We start from the raw sequence: 12,948 nt of genomic DNA on the forward strand, positions 1-12,948 counted from the left end.
TCAAACTGTGTCTTTCTTCGAGATAATCACGTAACAGTCGGGTCGTTTTAGCCGCGGACCGCCGGTACGATTGAACGCATGGTTTCACGACCGCAGAAACTCGGTGTCGTATTCGTGGCGCTGATGATCGCCGTTTCGGGCGGACCCGCCCTGGCGGGCGCGATGACAGCCACGACCGACGCCGGAGAGACAGCGACACTCGAAGGGGTACAGGTAGACTCACTCGAACTCGAGGACGTTACCGTCGAGGATGCGACGATCGAGGAGCTGAACGTCCAGAACCTCGACGTCGATGAGGAAGAACTCGAGGACGCACTCGACGAGGCTGACGACGGTCCCGACGATAACGACGAGGCTGACGACGGTCTCGACGATAACGACGAGGCTGACGACGGTCTCGACGATAACGACGAGGCTGACGACGGTCTCGACGATAACGACGAGGCTGACGACGGTCTCGACGATAACGACGAGGCTGACGACGAAGAAGAAGTGACGATCTCCGACATCGAGATCGAACAGCTCGAGCTCGAGGACGTCTCGATCGACGACCTCGAGTTGGACGAAGACGACGAACTCGACGAGAACGGCGTCGACGATAACGACGAGGCCGACGACGGTCTGGATAACGATGTCGACGATAACGACGAGGCCGACGACGAACTCGAACTGATTGACGAGGATGCTGACGAACTCACCATCCACGAACTCACTATCGAGACGATGGACGTCGATCAGATGACGATCGACGAGCTAACCGTCGAGGATGACGACGAGGTCGACGAGGAAGACGATGACGTCGCCGCCGATGACGACAACGGCGTCGACGACGAGAACGACGTTGCTGACGACGATGACGACAACGGCGTCGACGACGAGAACGACGTTGCTGACGATGATGCGCCTGCTGAAGAAATCCAGGAGCTCACCATCGAGCAGTTCGACGTTGACGACGTGACGGTCGAATCGATGACCGTCGAATCGCTCGAGGAAGACGGTGACGTTGGCGTCGACGAGGAAGACGATGATCAGAACGACGCCGACGAGGAAGACGATGACGTCGCCGATGACGACAACGGCGTCGATGACAACGGTGTCGACGAGGAGGATGACGTCGCTGACGACGAGACCGAAACGGTCTCGCAAGTCTCCGCTTCGTCGATCACCATCGGTGATGCGACCGCCGACTCGATCACGCTCGGTGACGCAACTGACCTCGAGAACGTCGACGACGAGACTGACGACGGCCTCGATGACGATGACGACGAACTCGACGAGAACGGCGTCGACGATAACGACGAGGCTGAGAACTAACTCGTCCGTGGTCACCGCACGCACCGCTGATCGGCATCGGTGCCAGCCGAATCCATAACGATACATTTTCTATACGCGATTGGTCGACTGTCCGTCCGCCAGCGGAGAGGCTTCGAGACGGGGTATTCTGCCCGGACTCGAGTCCGGTAACCGCGTTGTTCTTCGCCGTTGCAATAAGCCGGTAGCGAGCGCAAGGGAAACGAAAATCCACTGGACTTTCGACGACGAGAACAGGTAGTCAGGACTGTCATCGAACGCGACAGAATGAACGACTGATTAGCGACACCGGCTCGATACCCAACCGTCTGTTTCTCCGAAATAATCCTGTAACAGTCGGCTTGTTTTAGCCCGAAATGGGCTGTAGACCGGAGCGCAATGGCTTCACGAACGCAAGCAATCGGTGTGGTGTTTGTCGCCCTGATGGTCGCCCTTGCGGGGGGTCCTGCCCTCGCCGGTGCGACATCTGGGGCGAACGACGCCGGAGACACGAGCGCGACACTCGAGAACGTACAGGTGGGTGAACTCGAACTCGACGACGTTACCGTCGAGGACGCGACGATCGAGGAGCTGAACGTCGACAACCTCGAACTCGATGCCGAGGAAATCGAAGAACAACTCGAGGAGAACGACGATACCGAACCTGAAGAGGACGAACAGCAAAACGACGAGAACGACGAGGCTGACGACCTCGATCAGGTCCAGGACGTGACGATCTCCGACATCGAGATCGAACAGCTCGAGCTTCACGACGTCTCGATCGAGGACCTCGAGCTCGACGAAGACGAAATAGACGACATCGAGGAGGAAAACGGCGTTGACGAAGAAGAGGACATCGAGGAGGAAAACGGCGTTGACGAAGAAGAGGACGATGCCGAGGATGAGAACGGTGTCGACGACGAGGACAACGGCGTCGACGACGAGACCGGTGAACAGGATCTGATCGACGAGGACGCTGACGAACTCACCATCCAGGAGCTCACCATCGAGGAGATGAACGTCGAGAACATGACCATCGACACCCTCGAGGTCGATGACGGTGGTCTCCTCGATCAGATCGGCGACTGGTTCGAGGGTCTGTTCAACGGTAACGACGACGCGGACCAGAATGACCAGCAGGACGAGAACGACCAGCAGGACGAGAACGACCAGCAGGACGAGAACGACCAGAACGACCAGCAGGACGATGACGCCGCGGGCGACAACGACGAGAACGGCCAGCAGGACGAGGATGCGACCACACAAGAGATCGACCACCTCACCATCGAGCAGTTCGACATCGACGAGGTGTCGATCAGCACGATGTCCATCGACACCCTCGAGGAAGCCGACGAGGCTGACGAAGAAGACGACGCCGCGGACGAGAACGACCAGCAGGACGACGATGCCGCGGACGAGAACGACCAGCAGGACGACGATGCCGCGGACGAGAACGACCAGCAGGACGACGACGCCGCGGACGAGAACGACGAGGAAGCGACTGAAACCGTCTCACAGGCCTCGGCGTTAGCGATGTCGATCGACGAGGCAAACGCCGACACCGTGACGATCGGTGATGCACAGGACCTCGAAGCGATCGCTGAGGACGATGAAGATGTCGACGACAACGGCGCCGACGACGAAAACGATCAGCAGGACGACACCGACGAGAACGACACAGAAAATAACGACGACCAGCAGTCGATCGCCGTCCTGGGTTGATCCTCACGGACTGGCGCTGATCGACAGTTGAAAGTCGTTTCCCTCGAGCGACGCTCGGCCGCTCCCCTCGGAGGCGGCGACTGTGTCCGGACGACCGACGACAGTCCGGATGGCCGAACACTGTCTTCTTTTTGACTCGGCCGACGACGTCCAGTTCGTGTCCGTTTCGAAAGCGGTCACTCGTTGCTCAGCCGATAGTACGAGAGCGCGAGGACCGTCCGGGCGTCGCGAATCTCGCCCTCGAGAACCGACGCGGTCAGCTCCTCGAGTTCGATCGTCTTCACGCGAATGCTCTCGTCGTGGTCGAGTTGCTGTTCGGCGGTCGGCAGACAGCCGCGAGCGACGAAGACGTGCATGAGCGAGTTGGCGATTCCGTTGGCCGGTTCGACGGTGACCAGCGCCTCGAGTCGATCTGCTTCGTGGCCCGTCTCCTCGGCGAGTTCGCGACGAGCGGCCGCCTCGAGGTCGTCGTCGTCCGGCTCGGTGCCGCCGACGGGGAGTCCGCGATTGATCCGGTCGACGGCCTGTCGCCACTCTTCGATGCAGACGACGTCGCCGTCGGGGGTAAACGGGAGCACGCAGACACTCGGCGGCTCCGAGACGTAATCGAACTCGGTCTCGGTGCCGTCGGGAAGCTGAACGGATTCGTTAACGATATCGAAGCCCGGACAACTGTACGCTACCCGGCTGTCGAGGGTCTCCCAGGCGAGCGGATCTGCCGTCATACGCGCCCGTACGCCGATGATCGTCAAAAGCGTCCCGTTACGCGGTCGGGGAGAAGACGGGCCGACTCTCGCCGGAGAAAGCGGCGGTGTACGTTTCGACGGCACCCGTTTCGGCCACGCTCGGCGCTGTACCTGCTCTATAACAAAACCACAGATCGGTGAACGTCGGTATTCAGAGGATGATCCATGGATCAGTTAACTGGATTTCAGCGTGACTTGCTGTACGTGATCGCAGGAAAAGACCGGCCGTCAGGCCAGGAGATTCTCGACGATATCAACCACTATATCGACCAGCCGGTCACGCACGGCCGACTGTATCCGAACCTCGACACGCTCGTCGAGAAGGAACTCGTCGAGAAGGGACAGCTCGACCGCCGGACGAACTACTACGCGTTGACGCCGAAGGGCCAGCGGGTCTTACAGCGCAGACAGGAGTGGGTCGACCAGTACGTCGACGTCTCGAGTAGCCACTAATCGTCACTGTACACCTGATCGCACGATTGCTGTGCGATCAGTGTGCAAATCGTTACAGTTGTTGGACGCCTAGGGGAGTTATCGCGTTCTCTTTAGACTTTGTTGTGAACGTACGTCCTGGCGGTCCCTGTGACAGTTGGTGCAGTGACTCAATTCGGTTTTCGGGCGAACAGTATTTCTGCGGCGTGTTGGTGGGGTTCCCCACTCGAATCGTCATCGAAGATGAGTTCTTCTCTCTCGAGAATCTCCCACTCACCGTAACACTCCGACAACTCCCCCTTTTCGTAGAAGTACTCGTTGTCTGTCCAGTCCGGTGGCGTCGGTATCTCGGGGTGGTCGACGAACGCGAACAGAGCGTGTATCCCCTCGGTGACCGTTTGCTCTTTGAAATGCGTAAACTGCCGGTCGCGGTTCTCGGGTCGAATGTACTGAATCGTGCCGGCTGAGTAGACGACGTCGATCGGTTCGGGGAGAGTAACGTCGTTCGCATCCGCTTCAATTGTCCTGAGCGTTACGCCCCTGCGTTCGGCGAGCCGTTTCGCTTTCGCCAGCCCGTTGGGCGAGACGTCCAATGCATACACGTCCCATCCTCGCTCGGCGAAAAAGACCGCATCTCGGCCTTCTCCGGCACCGATATCGACGATTTCGGGGTTGGGTCCCACGTCCCGTGCCAGTTCGGTCGTTCTCCTGGCCATCTCGTTCGGTTCTGTTCCCCAGTAATATTCCTCTCGACCGTACACACGTTCTCGCTCTCCGTCTCGCATGATCAAGAGCTACTTTCTTCAATAGTTATACTGTACGGTCTGTTTGCGGACCGACTCATCGGCTGGTTCAATCAGAGAGTATCGACAAACGACCGTCTCGGGATCACTTGCGGCCGTAACCGTGTACGTTCCCAGCGGAATCTCGAGGCACGGGAACCGACCCCATACTCGACGTCTGCGAGAACGACGTCGTCGTCCGCGTAGATGTCGACGTTCGATGTGTCCGGGGAGACGTGAGCAACTCGGATCGCCTCGACGTCGTCAGAATACGTGTCGGCTCGCCCGTCGCCCTCGTGTTCATCGACGGCGAGTACCGTTGCATAGATCACCGCTTTACCGCTTCGGTGTTTTCGACACTGGAACCGACCGCTGATAGGCGTTCCGTACTGGGTCGCAACCGAACCCTACAGGCATCCCGCGACGGCGTCTCTGGCTCCGAGACTGCTCACGAAAACTGTCTGCCCCGCTTCACTCGAATGCGACGGTCGAGAGATCGGCCTCGAGGTCCTCGACGTGCTCGTTGAAGGCGTCGACGAACGCCGGGACGTCGTCGACGAGTCGCCGAAGCTCCGTCGCCGACGGCGGGCCGTACTGCGAGAGGAGATAAACGCCGTCCGAGCCGCCGACGCGCAGATATGAGACGGCGTCACCGTCCCACTTGAGCTCCCAGCGCGTGCCGCTGATCGTCGTCGCGTACGTGCCGTATTCGCCGTCGTAGCGGTGGAGTTCGCCCGCCATGGTGGTTGCCACCCCGCGAATCCGGTCGACGATCCGATCCCGTTCGGCCGTCAGTTCGGCCGTCGAGGAGACGGCTGGAAAGTCGGCCGACACGTCGTCGAACAGCCCCTCGAAGGACGCGACGTACTCGTCGTAGGCGGCGACGAACGCATCGTAGTCGTCCATCGCCGTCTCGAGTTCGCCGGGGTCGGGCGGCTGTTTGCTCGAGACGACGTAAATCTCCGAGCCGGATTTCGGGTCGAACCGAAGGTACTGGACGTCACCCGCCTCGTACTTGAGCGTCCAGCGGCCGGCGTCGGTCTCGAACGTCTCGCTTCCGTAGTCGCCACCCTGAAAGAGCGCGAGCTCTCGAGCGATCTCGCCGGCGTGGGTTCGGACGCGCGTCGCGAGTTCGTCCCGCCGCGTTGCGACGTCGCCGAGCCCGTCAACGTCGTCCCCGAGGTCGTCAGTCATCGTCGTCTCCGAGGGGACAGAGGCGGGTAACGGTTGCGTTCTGGTGATAAGAAGTGTCCGTCGGTTCGACGCCGATCAACCGCCGCCCGGTTCGTCTTCGTCGTCCATTTCCTGTCCGTTTCCAGTTCCTTCTTCGGCGTCTGGGCCGTTTTCGTCGGGTGCTTCCTCGCCGGGTTCCTCCTCGCCGGCTGGTTCGTCCGGGTCGGCCTCGTCTTCTTCCTCGCCGGGGCCGCCACAGCCGGCGAGAGCCATCGTCGATACCGCGGCGGCCGCAGTTCCGAGCAGTCTGCGACGCGTCTGTCGAGTGTTCGAGTCCATACCACGCCCTTCCGCGGCCACCGGATTAAGAAACGAGCAGACATGTGCGTGGTCGGCTGGGACGTTTTGCGGTGTGATCCTCGGCGCGTTCGAACCCGTACTGACTTATGCTCGGCTTCCCAGAACGGGGTATGGAATTCGCAGTATCGCGCGACGGACGAGCCCTGGTGACGCTTCACGAAGGAACCGATACGACCGCTCGTGACGAAGCGAGAGCGACGTTCGTCGACGCCCTCGAGGCGCTCGAGGCCGAGGGGCCGATCGCCGAGTGGGAGATCACGGACGTCGAGATCCACGAGCCACCGACCGCACCGTTCGAACCGTACACCGTCGAACTCGCGTTCGTGGCGACTGCCGCCGTCGAGGCCGACGACACCGATCGTGCGGCCGAGATTGGTGCGACCGCGATCGACGAGGCCCTCGAGACCGCCGACGTCGGCGCAATTTCGTACACCGCTTCGCCGACAGCGTCTGCTGACTGAGACGGACTGCCGTGAATCGTTACCGGTCGATCGCAAAACGGCGGGCGATCGGACCGGCAAATCGGTACAGCAAACCGTACCACCGGAACTGACCGACAGTGAACCGTATCAATCATCGCGGACCGTACGAGCCGTCCGTTGGCACTGACTGACGGCCGACTGCCCGGCCCGCGACCGATCGCCCGGACTTATGTCCTCCCGGGACGACCACCGCGTATGGAGATCGACCTTCGTTTTTTCGCGACGTTTCGCGATGCGGTCGGCGAGAAAGAGCGAACGCAGACGTTCGACGAGGACGCGACGGTCGGTGACGTCCTCGCCACCCTCGAAACCGAGTACGACGGTCTCGAGGGCCAGTTGCTCGCAGACGGGACGATCCGTGATCAGCTGAGCGTGTTGAAAAACGGCCGCGACGTCGTGCACATGAACGACGCGGGAACGGCGCTCGAAGACGGCGACGTGCTGTCGGTGTTCCCGCCGGTCGCCGGCGGCTGATACGGATTCTTGTAACGATGTATCGGCGGTGAGTCGAACCGTGTGAGACGAGTCTCGGTGGAGGAGTGCAGCGAGTCCACCGTTGCAACCGCCGGCCTGGATCGCGGTTGTGCCGGAGATGACTGACAGTAAACCGTATGACGGCGACCGGCTGACCCGTACGTTTTTATCGGTGACGGAACATCTGTCGGCAATGGTATTCCAGTTGGTCGAAGAGTTGTTGTTCGGAACGCTCCTCGATCGAACCGACCGAAGCGGGCCCCGGTGGGCGGGACTGTTCCTCGGCGTTCTGTGTCTCCTGTTCTCGGCCGTCGTCGGGCTGTGGATCGGACCGCACTACGGGATCGCACTGGCGGTCGTCGGATTCACGTTGACCGTCTTCTGCGTTTGATACCGTCGGACAGACCGGCTTCTCGGGAATCTCCGCCCGACAGCACGAGTGAGGGAGTCTCCCGGACCCGCCGCTGTGACCTGCGTTCCGGCGGTACCCCGTCCTCCCGCGACGGATCGTTTACGAGACCCATTTACGCGTCGTCTTCCTGGGACCGTCCATGGGTCCCGAAGGCGACGTCGGCGAACGCGATATCGATCGCACTCGAGCCGACGGTACGGACGAAACGGGCGCCCGATCGGTCGACGAACGATCCGACGAGAGCGACGACGCCCCGCGACGCGTGACGTTCTCTCGCGAGGGGATCCGAACCGGGTTCGCCACGACGGTTCCGATCGCTCTCGGCGTCGGGGGATACGGGATCGCCTTCGGCGTGCTGGCGAATCAGGCTGGGCTGAGCGTCGCCGAGGCGGCGCTGATGAGTGCGACCGTCCTGGCCGGGGCCTCACAGATCGTCGCCGTCGAACTCTGGGCGGATCCGATTCCCGTCGCGGCGGTGCTGTTTACCGTCTTCGCGATCAACCTGCGGTACTCGCTGATGGGGGCGGCCCTCGAGCCGTGGTTTCGCCAGCTCTCGCCGAAACAGATCTACGGCAGTCTCTACTTCATGGCCGACGAGAACTGGGCGCTGACGATGCGCGATCTCACGTCGGGGAGCGGTCGCGGCGCGTTCTTGCTCGGTAGCGGCATCGCGATGTGGGTGTTCTGGGTCGGCTCGACGATCGTCGGGGCGGTCGCCGGCGGCGTCGTCGGCGATCCGACGCGGTACGGCTTCGATTTCATCCTCGCGGCCGTCTTCGTCGCGCTCGCGGCCGAACTCTGGGAGGGGCGCTCGTCGCTTCTCCCCTGGCTCGTCGCACTCGGCGTCGCCGTCGCCGCCGCCGAACTCGTCCCCGGCCGGTGGTACATCCTCCTCGGCGGCCTCGCCGCCGCCGTCGTCGAGGTGATCCGCTATGACGGGTAACGGCCTGCTCGAGTGGGAGATGCTTGCACTCGAGCCGATCGTGGTCGGCGTCGTCCTGGCGATGGCCGTCGTGACCTACCTCACGAAAGTCGGCGGCATGTGGCTCGTCCGCCACGTCGATCTGAGCGAGCGCCTCGAGGCCGGCCTCTCGGTGTTGCCCGGCGCGATCGTGATCGCCATCCTGGCGCCGGAACTCGCGGCCGGCGGGCCGGCGGAGTGGGGTGCCGCGGGCGTCGTGTTGCTCGTGATGTGGCGCACCGACAGCATTCTGCTGGCGCTGTGTGCGGGGGTTGCCGGCGTGGTGTTCTTGCGCGCGCTGGTGTGACTGCGAGCGCTTCGGCAATCGGTCGCCTTTCGACTCCGACCGGGCGATACTATATCCGTTCGACGGTCGAACGTGAGGTATGCCAGAGCGAACGCGGATCGAACGCTCCTTTCGCGGCATCTCTGAGCGACTCGCGATCCGGTACCTGCGGAACCTCGAGGGCGAGCGAATCGACGAGGATACCGTCGCCGGCGAGGGGTGGACGGCGACGATCTCGGCCGAGCAGGTCGGCGTCGGGCCGACGCTGTCGCTGACCGAGGTGACGGTCGTCTTCGAAGGCGACGAGGAATCCCTCGAGTCGCTCGTCGAGGAGTTCGCCCGGAAGGCGATGCGTGCGGGTGGATAGATGGCTGACGTTCCGATCGACGGGCAGGTGCTCTTGCTTACGGCCGCGAAGGCGAGCGTCCCGCCCGCTCGACTGCCGGCGCTCGTCGAGCGTACACAGGCGTTGCTCGAGGCTGACCTGGAGCGCTACCGCCGAACCCACGAGCGCGTCTACGCCGGCGAGAACTGCGAGGCGTTCCTGGTCGCCGAGGGCCACTGGGAGCGACTCGGCGACCGTCTGGGGGTTAACGATCGCGCTCGTGGAGCGATCCGCAGGGCTCACGAAGAGCAGTTGCGCCGAATTGGACGGCGCACCGGCCGCGAGGCGGAGTTCGAATCGGCGCTCGAAATTCGCGAGCCGGTGCTCGTCGGCGTCGGGACGACCGAACGCGTCGACGAATAGCGCTCTGCGCGTTCGATGGCAACTATAAAGAGCGTGTTTCCCCTCTTCTCGGCCATCGAGACGATGGCCATCGACCACGAGACCGAAATGACCGACGCGGAGGTGGACGCGTTTCTCGCTCGTCACGAGACGGGAGTGCTCTCGCTCGCACGGACCGACGAGCCGTACGCGATTCCGATCTCCTACGGCTACGACGGCGACGACCGTCTCTTCTACATGCGAATGGTGTCGACGCCCGAAAGCGAGAAGCGAACGTTCCTCGAGTCCGACCCCGGCGCACGGTTGGTCGTCTACGACGAACGGGAGTCGACGTACCGAAGCGTCATCGCGACGGGAACCCTCGAGAACATCCCGCCGTCGGAGCTAACGCCGGACCAGATCGCCCAGTACGGCGATGCGAAGCGACCGCTGTTCGAAATCTGGGCGGAAGGAAAGCGGGACCTCGACATCGAACTGTACCGATTGACCCCGGAATCGGTAAACGGCCGTCGAACCGAGGTCGACCGAGCGGAGAGTGCCTGACGGCGCCGATCACGCCCCGACGACTAGTGGCGTTCCAAGCCTGAACTGATGAGCGAAATCACGCGGTGGACGTCGATTTCGCCCATCAGTCGACGCTTGGGAGGGTCCTAGTTGGTCGACTGCTTTGGCGCGAACGCGGCTCCCGTGACGCTGGATCCACAGACTGGACAGCCGTGGGTCAGCGTCGCCTCGCGCATCTCCTCGTTGACCTCGATCGCTTGTCCGCAGTCGGGGCAGGTGAATTCGTATCTGCTCATGAGGGGGAGTCGAGTGGCGTCCGGTACGTTACTAGCTCCGCGTCGGTATATATAGGATTGCGGTTCAGTTCCGCACTCCAGTAGTTCCCGAAGCGTTCTTACGTCTGTTCGATTCGCGTCCGCTCTCATCTCGAGCGAGTCCGTTCGAACGCCGGCCGCTCGTGAGTCGTTACCGCGTTTCGTCGTCGAGGATCGCATTGAGGAGCTTCGTCTGGGCCGCCGCGACGTGTTCGGCGAACGTCGTTCCCGTGATCTCGAGTTCCTCGGCGACCTCCCCGGCGTTGGCCCGTTTCGGGTGGTCGAAGTAGCCCATTCGGTGGGCGGTCTCGAGGACTTCGCGCTGACGGTCGGTTAGTGCGCTCCGGTCGACGAAGACGAGGTTTCGATCGCCGCCGTCCTGTTGGGACTGGAGGAGTCGCTGGACGTCGAGGTTCGAACACAGACGCGTTAGTTCGCCGATGATCGACTGGAGCGCCTCCATATCCGCCGCGTGAAAGGTGAGGTACAGCGACGAGCCGCGGCTTCGGACGTCGGTTACGGGGGAGTCGAACCGTTCGACGGCCTCGCACGGACACCCTCTGTGGAGGTCGCGTTCGAACCGGTAGACGGAGCCGGAACCGTACTCGAAGATCGCCGAGAGGTCGACGTCTGCGTCGGCCAGTTCGCGGGACTCGTCGAGATCGCCGTCGGACTCGAGAACGAACTCCTCGGTGACGCGGTCGGGATCGTCCGGGTTAGCGCTTTTCGACACGGAGTGTGCCCGTCCGTCGACCGCCTCGGAGGCGCGGGTGACGACACACTCCGGCGGATCGTCAATTTTCACCTCCGCGCGAATCCCCGTCGCCATCTACGGTTCGATGATCGCTCCGTTCAAGTAAACCCTCCGTCCCGTGGGGCGAACTACCGCCGCCTAACTGAGGATATCCGACCCGATATAAAGTGCCCTGTATTTAGTGGGACTCATTTGGAGGGTCCTCCCCCGCTACGACGAAGTAACGATGCCCGCTTCCAACGCCGATGTCGCTCGAGGATGGCCGACCGAACGCGAAGAAACCGACGCTCAGGCGGTGCTCACCGCGCTCGAGGACGACGCCTGTCGAGCCATCCTCGAGGCGACGGATCACGAATCGTTGACGGCGACCGAACTCTCCGAACGCTGTGAGATTCCGATGTCGACGGCCTACCGCAAGGTGGAGATGCTCGCCGACGCCGACCTCGTCGAGGAGCGCGTTCGGATCAACACCTCCGGCAAGCACGCCACGGAGTATCACACCTGTTTCGACGACGTGGTCGTCTCCGTCGCCGACGGCGGATCGGTCGAGGTCGAGCTCACGAAGCCAACGCCCGACTCCGAGTCCCCACACGCCGTCGCGGGCGACTGATCGTCCGTCTGTCGAGTCGATTCGACGGTCCCGTATCAGTTCGTCTACGCCGGAGCGTCCGCTTCCAGTGGCTCGAACGCGGTCGCCTCGCTCTTGTACCGTCGGAAGAGTCCGTCGGCCCACGCGAGCGCTTCGGGGTCGTCGGTCGCGGCGGTCACGGCCGGGTAGACGGTCCCGTCGTCGAACCCCACGAGTACGAGGACGTCGTCGTCGAAGATACTCATCGTGAACGGGAGGTCGGAGTGCGTGTATATGGCGGATCCGTCGGCCCCGACGACCGTCTCGAACGCCTCGTCGGTCGCGTTCCTGTCGGCCTGAAGCGCCAGCGGCGTACAGACCAGTTCCATCTCGAACCCGCCGCCGGCGTTCTCGGCTCCCTCTTGAGAGACGACGGGCGGACACCCGTTGGCCACGAATCCGCGGAAGCGGTCGGCCGCGCTGAACCGCTCGACCCAGTTGTCAGTCGGCCGATTCGGATGATCGGGTGTCGCGACCGCGAGGTCGGCGTCGGCGAAGTAGTCGACGTGCCGGGTGAATTCGGTGGCCGTGACCCGCTCGAGCAGCGGCTCGAGGCGATCGACGGCTTCGATCGTGCGCTCGAAGCGCTCGACGGCGTCGGCGACGGCGCGTCCGGGGCCGGTCGTCAGGTATCCCCGCGGCGTCTGCTCGAGTAGATTTCGATCGACGAGCCCGGTCGTCCGTCGGTACGCCGTCGCACGCGAGATGTCGAGTTCTTCCTGCAGTCGCGACCGATCAGTCGGCCGATCGCGAGCGGCGGCGAGCAACGGCGCCTGATTGAGCAATCGGCTGTACTCCCCGTCGTACTGATTCATAGCGCTAGCTATGGGTTAAATTCCCTAAGTGTTTCGGTCGGTAGAATGAGCGTCTGAGAACGTCGAATTGCCCCCTCGCGGCCCGC

The 12,948-nt window shown here is 62.6% G+C and carries 19 protein-coding genes; 12 read left to right on the forward strand and 7 right to left on the reverse strand.

Annotated features, from left to right (window positions below; genetic code table 11):
• The first annotated feature begins 78 nt into the window (after window positions 1-78).
• On the forward strand, window positions 79-1,314 hold the full coding sequence (locus AB7C87_RS15250) for a hypothetical protein (protein WP_369730344.1): 1,236 nt from the start codon (window positions 79-81) through the stop codon (window positions 1,312-1,314).
• A gap of 375 nt (window positions 1,315-1,689) precedes the next feature.
• Complete coding sequence (locus AB7C87_RS15255; RefSeq protein WP_369730345.1) at window positions 1,690-3,012, forward strand: hypothetical protein; 1,323 nt, start codon at window positions 1,690-1,692, stop codon at window positions 3,010-3,012.
• Between the two features lie 176 nt (window positions 3,013-3,188).
• Here the strand turns inward: AB7C87_RS15255 and AB7C87_RS15260 are convergent, their stop codons facing one another.
• Window positions 3,189-3,737: an NUDIX hydrolase gene (locus AB7C87_RS15260; protein ID WP_369730346.1), complete on the reverse strand. Its 549-nt coding sequence runs from the start codon at window positions 3,735-3,737 to the stop codon at window positions 3,189-3,191.
• Window positions 3,738-3,923: 186 nt separating this feature from the next.
• Here AB7C87_RS15260 and AB7C87_RS15265 point away from each other — a divergent pair, with 186 nt between their 5' ends.
• Window positions 3,924-4,211 (forward strand): PadR family transcriptional regulator, encoded by a 288-nt coding sequence (locus AB7C87_RS15265; protein WP_369730347.1) that lies wholly within the window; start codon window positions 3,924-3,926, stop codon window positions 4,209-4,211.
• 149 nt (window positions 4,212-4,360) lie between these two features.
• Here the strand turns inward: AB7C87_RS15265 and AB7C87_RS15270 are convergent, their stop codons facing one another.
• From AB7C87_RS15270 to AB7C87_RS15280, 3 genes are all read right to left on the reverse strand, one after another.
• Window positions 4,361-4,975 carry a methyltransferase domain-containing protein gene (locus AB7C87_RS15270; RefSeq protein WP_369730348.1) on the reverse strand — a complete coding sequence of 205 codons (615 nt, stop codon included), beginning with the start codon at window positions 4,973-4,975 and terminating at the stop codon, window positions 4,361-4,363.
• Window positions 4,976-5,443: 468 nt separating this feature from the next.
• Entirely contained in the window at window positions 5,444-6,166 is a 723-nt protein-coding gene (locus tag AB7C87_RS15275; RefSeq protein WP_369730349.1) for a profilin-fold protein, read from the reverse strand.
• A gap of 75 nt (window positions 6,167-6,241) precedes the next feature.
• A complete protein-coding gene (locus tag AB7C87_RS15280; RefSeq protein WP_369730350.1) occupies window positions 6,242-6,484 on the reverse strand; it encodes a twin-arginine translocation signal domain-containing protein in 243 nt (80 codons plus the stop codon).
• A gap of 131 nt (window positions 6,485-6,615) precedes the next feature.
• Here AB7C87_RS15280 and AB7C87_RS15285 point away from each other — a divergent pair, with 131 nt between their 5' ends.
• The 8 genes from AB7C87_RS15285 to AB7C87_RS15320 all read left to right on the forward strand — a co-directional run bounded on the left by AB7C87_RS15285 (window position 6,616) and on the right by AB7C87_RS15320 (window position 10,390).
• On the forward strand, window positions 6,616-6,966 hold the full coding sequence (locus tag AB7C87_RS15285) for a hypothetical protein (RefSeq protein ID WP_369730351.1): 351 nt from the start codon (window positions 6,616-6,618) through the stop codon (window positions 6,964-6,966).
• A gap of 216 nt (window positions 6,967-7,182) precedes the next feature.
• Window positions 7,183-7,461, forward strand: coding sequence for a ubiquitin-like small modifier protein 1 (locus tag AB7C87_RS15290; protein ID WP_369730352.1), 279 nt, complete (start codon window positions 7,183-7,185; stop codon window positions 7,459-7,461).
• 193 nt (window positions 7,462-7,654) lie between these two features.
• Window positions 7,655-7,852: a hypothetical protein gene (locus AB7C87_RS15295; protein ID WP_369730353.1), complete on the forward strand. Its 198-nt coding sequence runs from the start codon at window positions 7,655-7,657 to the stop codon at window positions 7,850-7,852.
• 160 nt (window positions 7,853-8,012) lie between these two features.
• Window positions 8,013-8,816, forward strand: a complete 804-nt coding sequence (locus AB7C87_RS15300; RefSeq protein WP_369730354.1) for an AzlC family ABC transporter permease — start codon at window positions 8,013-8,015, stop codon at window positions 8,814-8,816.
• Window positions 8,806-9,141 (forward strand): AzlD family protein, encoded by a 336-nt coding sequence (locus AB7C87_RS15305; protein WP_369730355.1) that lies wholly within the window; start codon window positions 8,806-8,808, stop codon window positions 9,139-9,141. Before AB7C87_RS15300 ends, AB7C87_RS15305 begins: the two co-directional genes overlap by 11 nt.
• 79 nt (window positions 9,142-9,220) lie before the next feature.
• Window positions 9,221-9,487 carry a MoaD-like domain-containing protein gene (locus AB7C87_RS15310; RefSeq protein WP_369730356.1) on the forward strand — a complete coding sequence of 89 codons (267 nt, stop codon included), beginning with the start codon at window positions 9,221-9,223 and terminating at the stop codon, window positions 9,485-9,487.
• Entirely contained in the window at window positions 9,488-9,868 is a 381-nt protein-coding gene (locus AB7C87_RS15315) for a DUF8048 family protein (RefSeq protein ID WP_369730357.1), read from the forward strand.
• Window positions 9,869-9,931: 63 nt separating this feature from the next.
• Window positions 9,932-10,390, forward strand: coding sequence for a pyridoxamine 5'-phosphate oxidase family protein (locus tag AB7C87_RS15320; RefSeq protein ID WP_369730407.1), 459 nt, complete (start codon window positions 9,932-9,934; stop codon window positions 10,388-10,390).
• Window positions 10,391-10,497: 107 nt separating this feature from the next.
• On the opposite strand, the gene AB7C87_RS15325 is transcribed toward AB7C87_RS15320, so the two are convergent.
• Together AB7C87_RS15325 and AB7C87_RS15330 are read right to left on the reverse strand one after the other, a co-directional pair.
• A complete protein-coding gene (locus AB7C87_RS15325) occupies window positions 10,498-10,647 on the reverse strand; it encodes a DUF7560 family zinc ribbon protein (RefSeq protein WP_369730358.1) in 150 nt (49 codons plus the stop codon).
• A 169-nt stretch (window positions 10,648-10,816) separates the two neighbouring features.
• Window positions 10,817-11,494, reverse strand: a complete 678-nt coding sequence (locus AB7C87_RS15330) for a helix-turn-helix domain-containing protein (RefSeq protein WP_369730359.1) — start codon at window positions 11,492-11,494, stop codon at window positions 10,817-10,819.
• Between the two features lie 151 nt (window positions 11,495-11,645).
• Here AB7C87_RS15330 and AB7C87_RS15335 point away from each other — a divergent pair, with 151 nt between their 5' ends.
• A complete protein-coding gene (locus tag AB7C87_RS15335) occupies window positions 11,646-12,029 on the forward strand; it encodes a helix-turn-helix domain-containing protein (RefSeq protein WP_369730360.1) in 384 nt (127 codons plus the stop codon).
• Between the two features lie 44 nt (window positions 12,030-12,073).
• Here the strand turns inward: AB7C87_RS15335 and AB7C87_RS15340 are convergent, their stop codons facing one another.
• A complete protein-coding gene (locus AB7C87_RS15340) occupies window positions 12,074-12,862 on the reverse strand; it encodes a helix-turn-helix transcriptional regulator (protein WP_369730361.1) in 789 nt (262 codons plus the stop codon).
• Window positions 12,863-12,948 lie beyond the last annotated feature (86 nt).

It is taken from the genome of Natrarchaeobius versutus (genome assembly GCF_041205745.1).
Classification (GTDB): Archaea; Halobacteriota; Halobacteria; order Halobacteriales; family Natrialbaceae; genus Natrarchaeobius; species Natrarchaeobius versutus.

Coding starts and splice junctions, on each gene's coding strand:
- AB7C87_RS15320 (WP_369730407.1), top strand. CDS start 9,932: ATGGCCATCGACCACGAGACCGAAATGACCGACGCGGAGGTGGACGCG.
- AB7C87_RS15300 (WP_369730354.1), top strand. CDS start 8,013: ATGGGTCCCGAAGGCGACGTCGGCGAACGCGATATCGATCGCACTCGA.
- AB7C87_RS15325 (WP_369730358.1), bottom strand. CDS start 10,647: ATGAGCAGATACGAATTCACCTGCCCCGACTGCGGACAAGCGATCGAG.
- AB7C87_RS15330 (WP_369730359.1), bottom strand. CDS start 11,494: ATGGCGACGGGGATTCGCGCGGAGGTGAAAATTGACGATCCGCCGGAG.
- AB7C87_RS15285 (WP_369730351.1), top strand. CDS start 6,616: ATGGAATTCGCAGTATCGCGCGACGGACGAGCCCTGGTGACGCTTCAC.
- AB7C87_RS15255 (WP_369730345.1), top strand. CDS start 1,690: ATGGCTTCACGAACGCAAGCAATCGGTGTGGTGTTTGTCGCCCTGATG.
- AB7C87_RS15270 (WP_369730348.1), bottom strand. CDS start 4,975: ATGCGAGACGGAGAGCGAGAACGTGTGTACGGTCGAGAGGAATATTAC.
- AB7C87_RS15280 (WP_369730350.1), bottom strand. CDS start 6,484: ATGGACTCGAACACTCGACAGACGCGTCGCAGACTGCTCGGAACTGCG.
- AB7C87_RS15250 (WP_369730344.1), top strand. CDS start 79: ATGGTTTCACGACCGCAGAAACTCGGTGTCGTATTCGTGGCGCTGATG.
- AB7C87_RS15290 (WP_369730352.1), top strand. CDS start 7,183: ATGGAGATCGACCTTCGTTTTTTCGCGACGTTTCGCGATGCGGTCGGC.
- AB7C87_RS15260 (WP_369730346.1), bottom strand. CDS start 3,737: ATGACGGCAGATCCGCTCGCCTGGGAGACCCTCGACAGCCGGGTAGCG.
- AB7C87_RS15295 (WP_369730353.1), top strand. CDS start 7,655: ATGGTATTCCAGTTGGTCGAAGAGTTGTTGTTCGGAACGCTCCTCGAT.
- AB7C87_RS15275 (WP_369730349.1), bottom strand. CDS start 6,166: ATGACTGACGACCTCGGGGACGACGTTGACGGGCTCGGCGACGTCGCA.
- AB7C87_RS15315 (WP_369730357.1), top strand. CDS start 9,488: ATGGCTGACGTTCCGATCGACGGGCAGGTGCTCTTGCTTACGGCCGCG.
- AB7C87_RS15265 (WP_369730347.1), top strand. CDS start 3,924: ATGGATCAGTTAACTGGATTTCAGCGTGACTTGCTGTACGTGATCGCA.
- AB7C87_RS15340 (WP_369730361.1), bottom strand. CDS start 12,862: ATGAATCAGTACGACGGGGAGTACAGCCGATTGCTCAATCAGGCGCCG.
- AB7C87_RS15335 (WP_369730360.1), top strand. CDS start 11,646: ATGCCCGCTTCCAACGCCGATGTCGCTCGAGGATGGCCGACCGAACGC.
- AB7C87_RS15305 (WP_369730355.1), top strand. CDS start 8,806: ATGACGGGTAACGGCCTGCTCGAGTGGGAGATGCTTGCACTCGAGCCG.
- AB7C87_RS15310 (WP_369730356.1), top strand. CDS start 9,221: ATGCCAGAGCGAACGCGGATCGAACGCTCCTTTCGCGGCATCTCTGAG.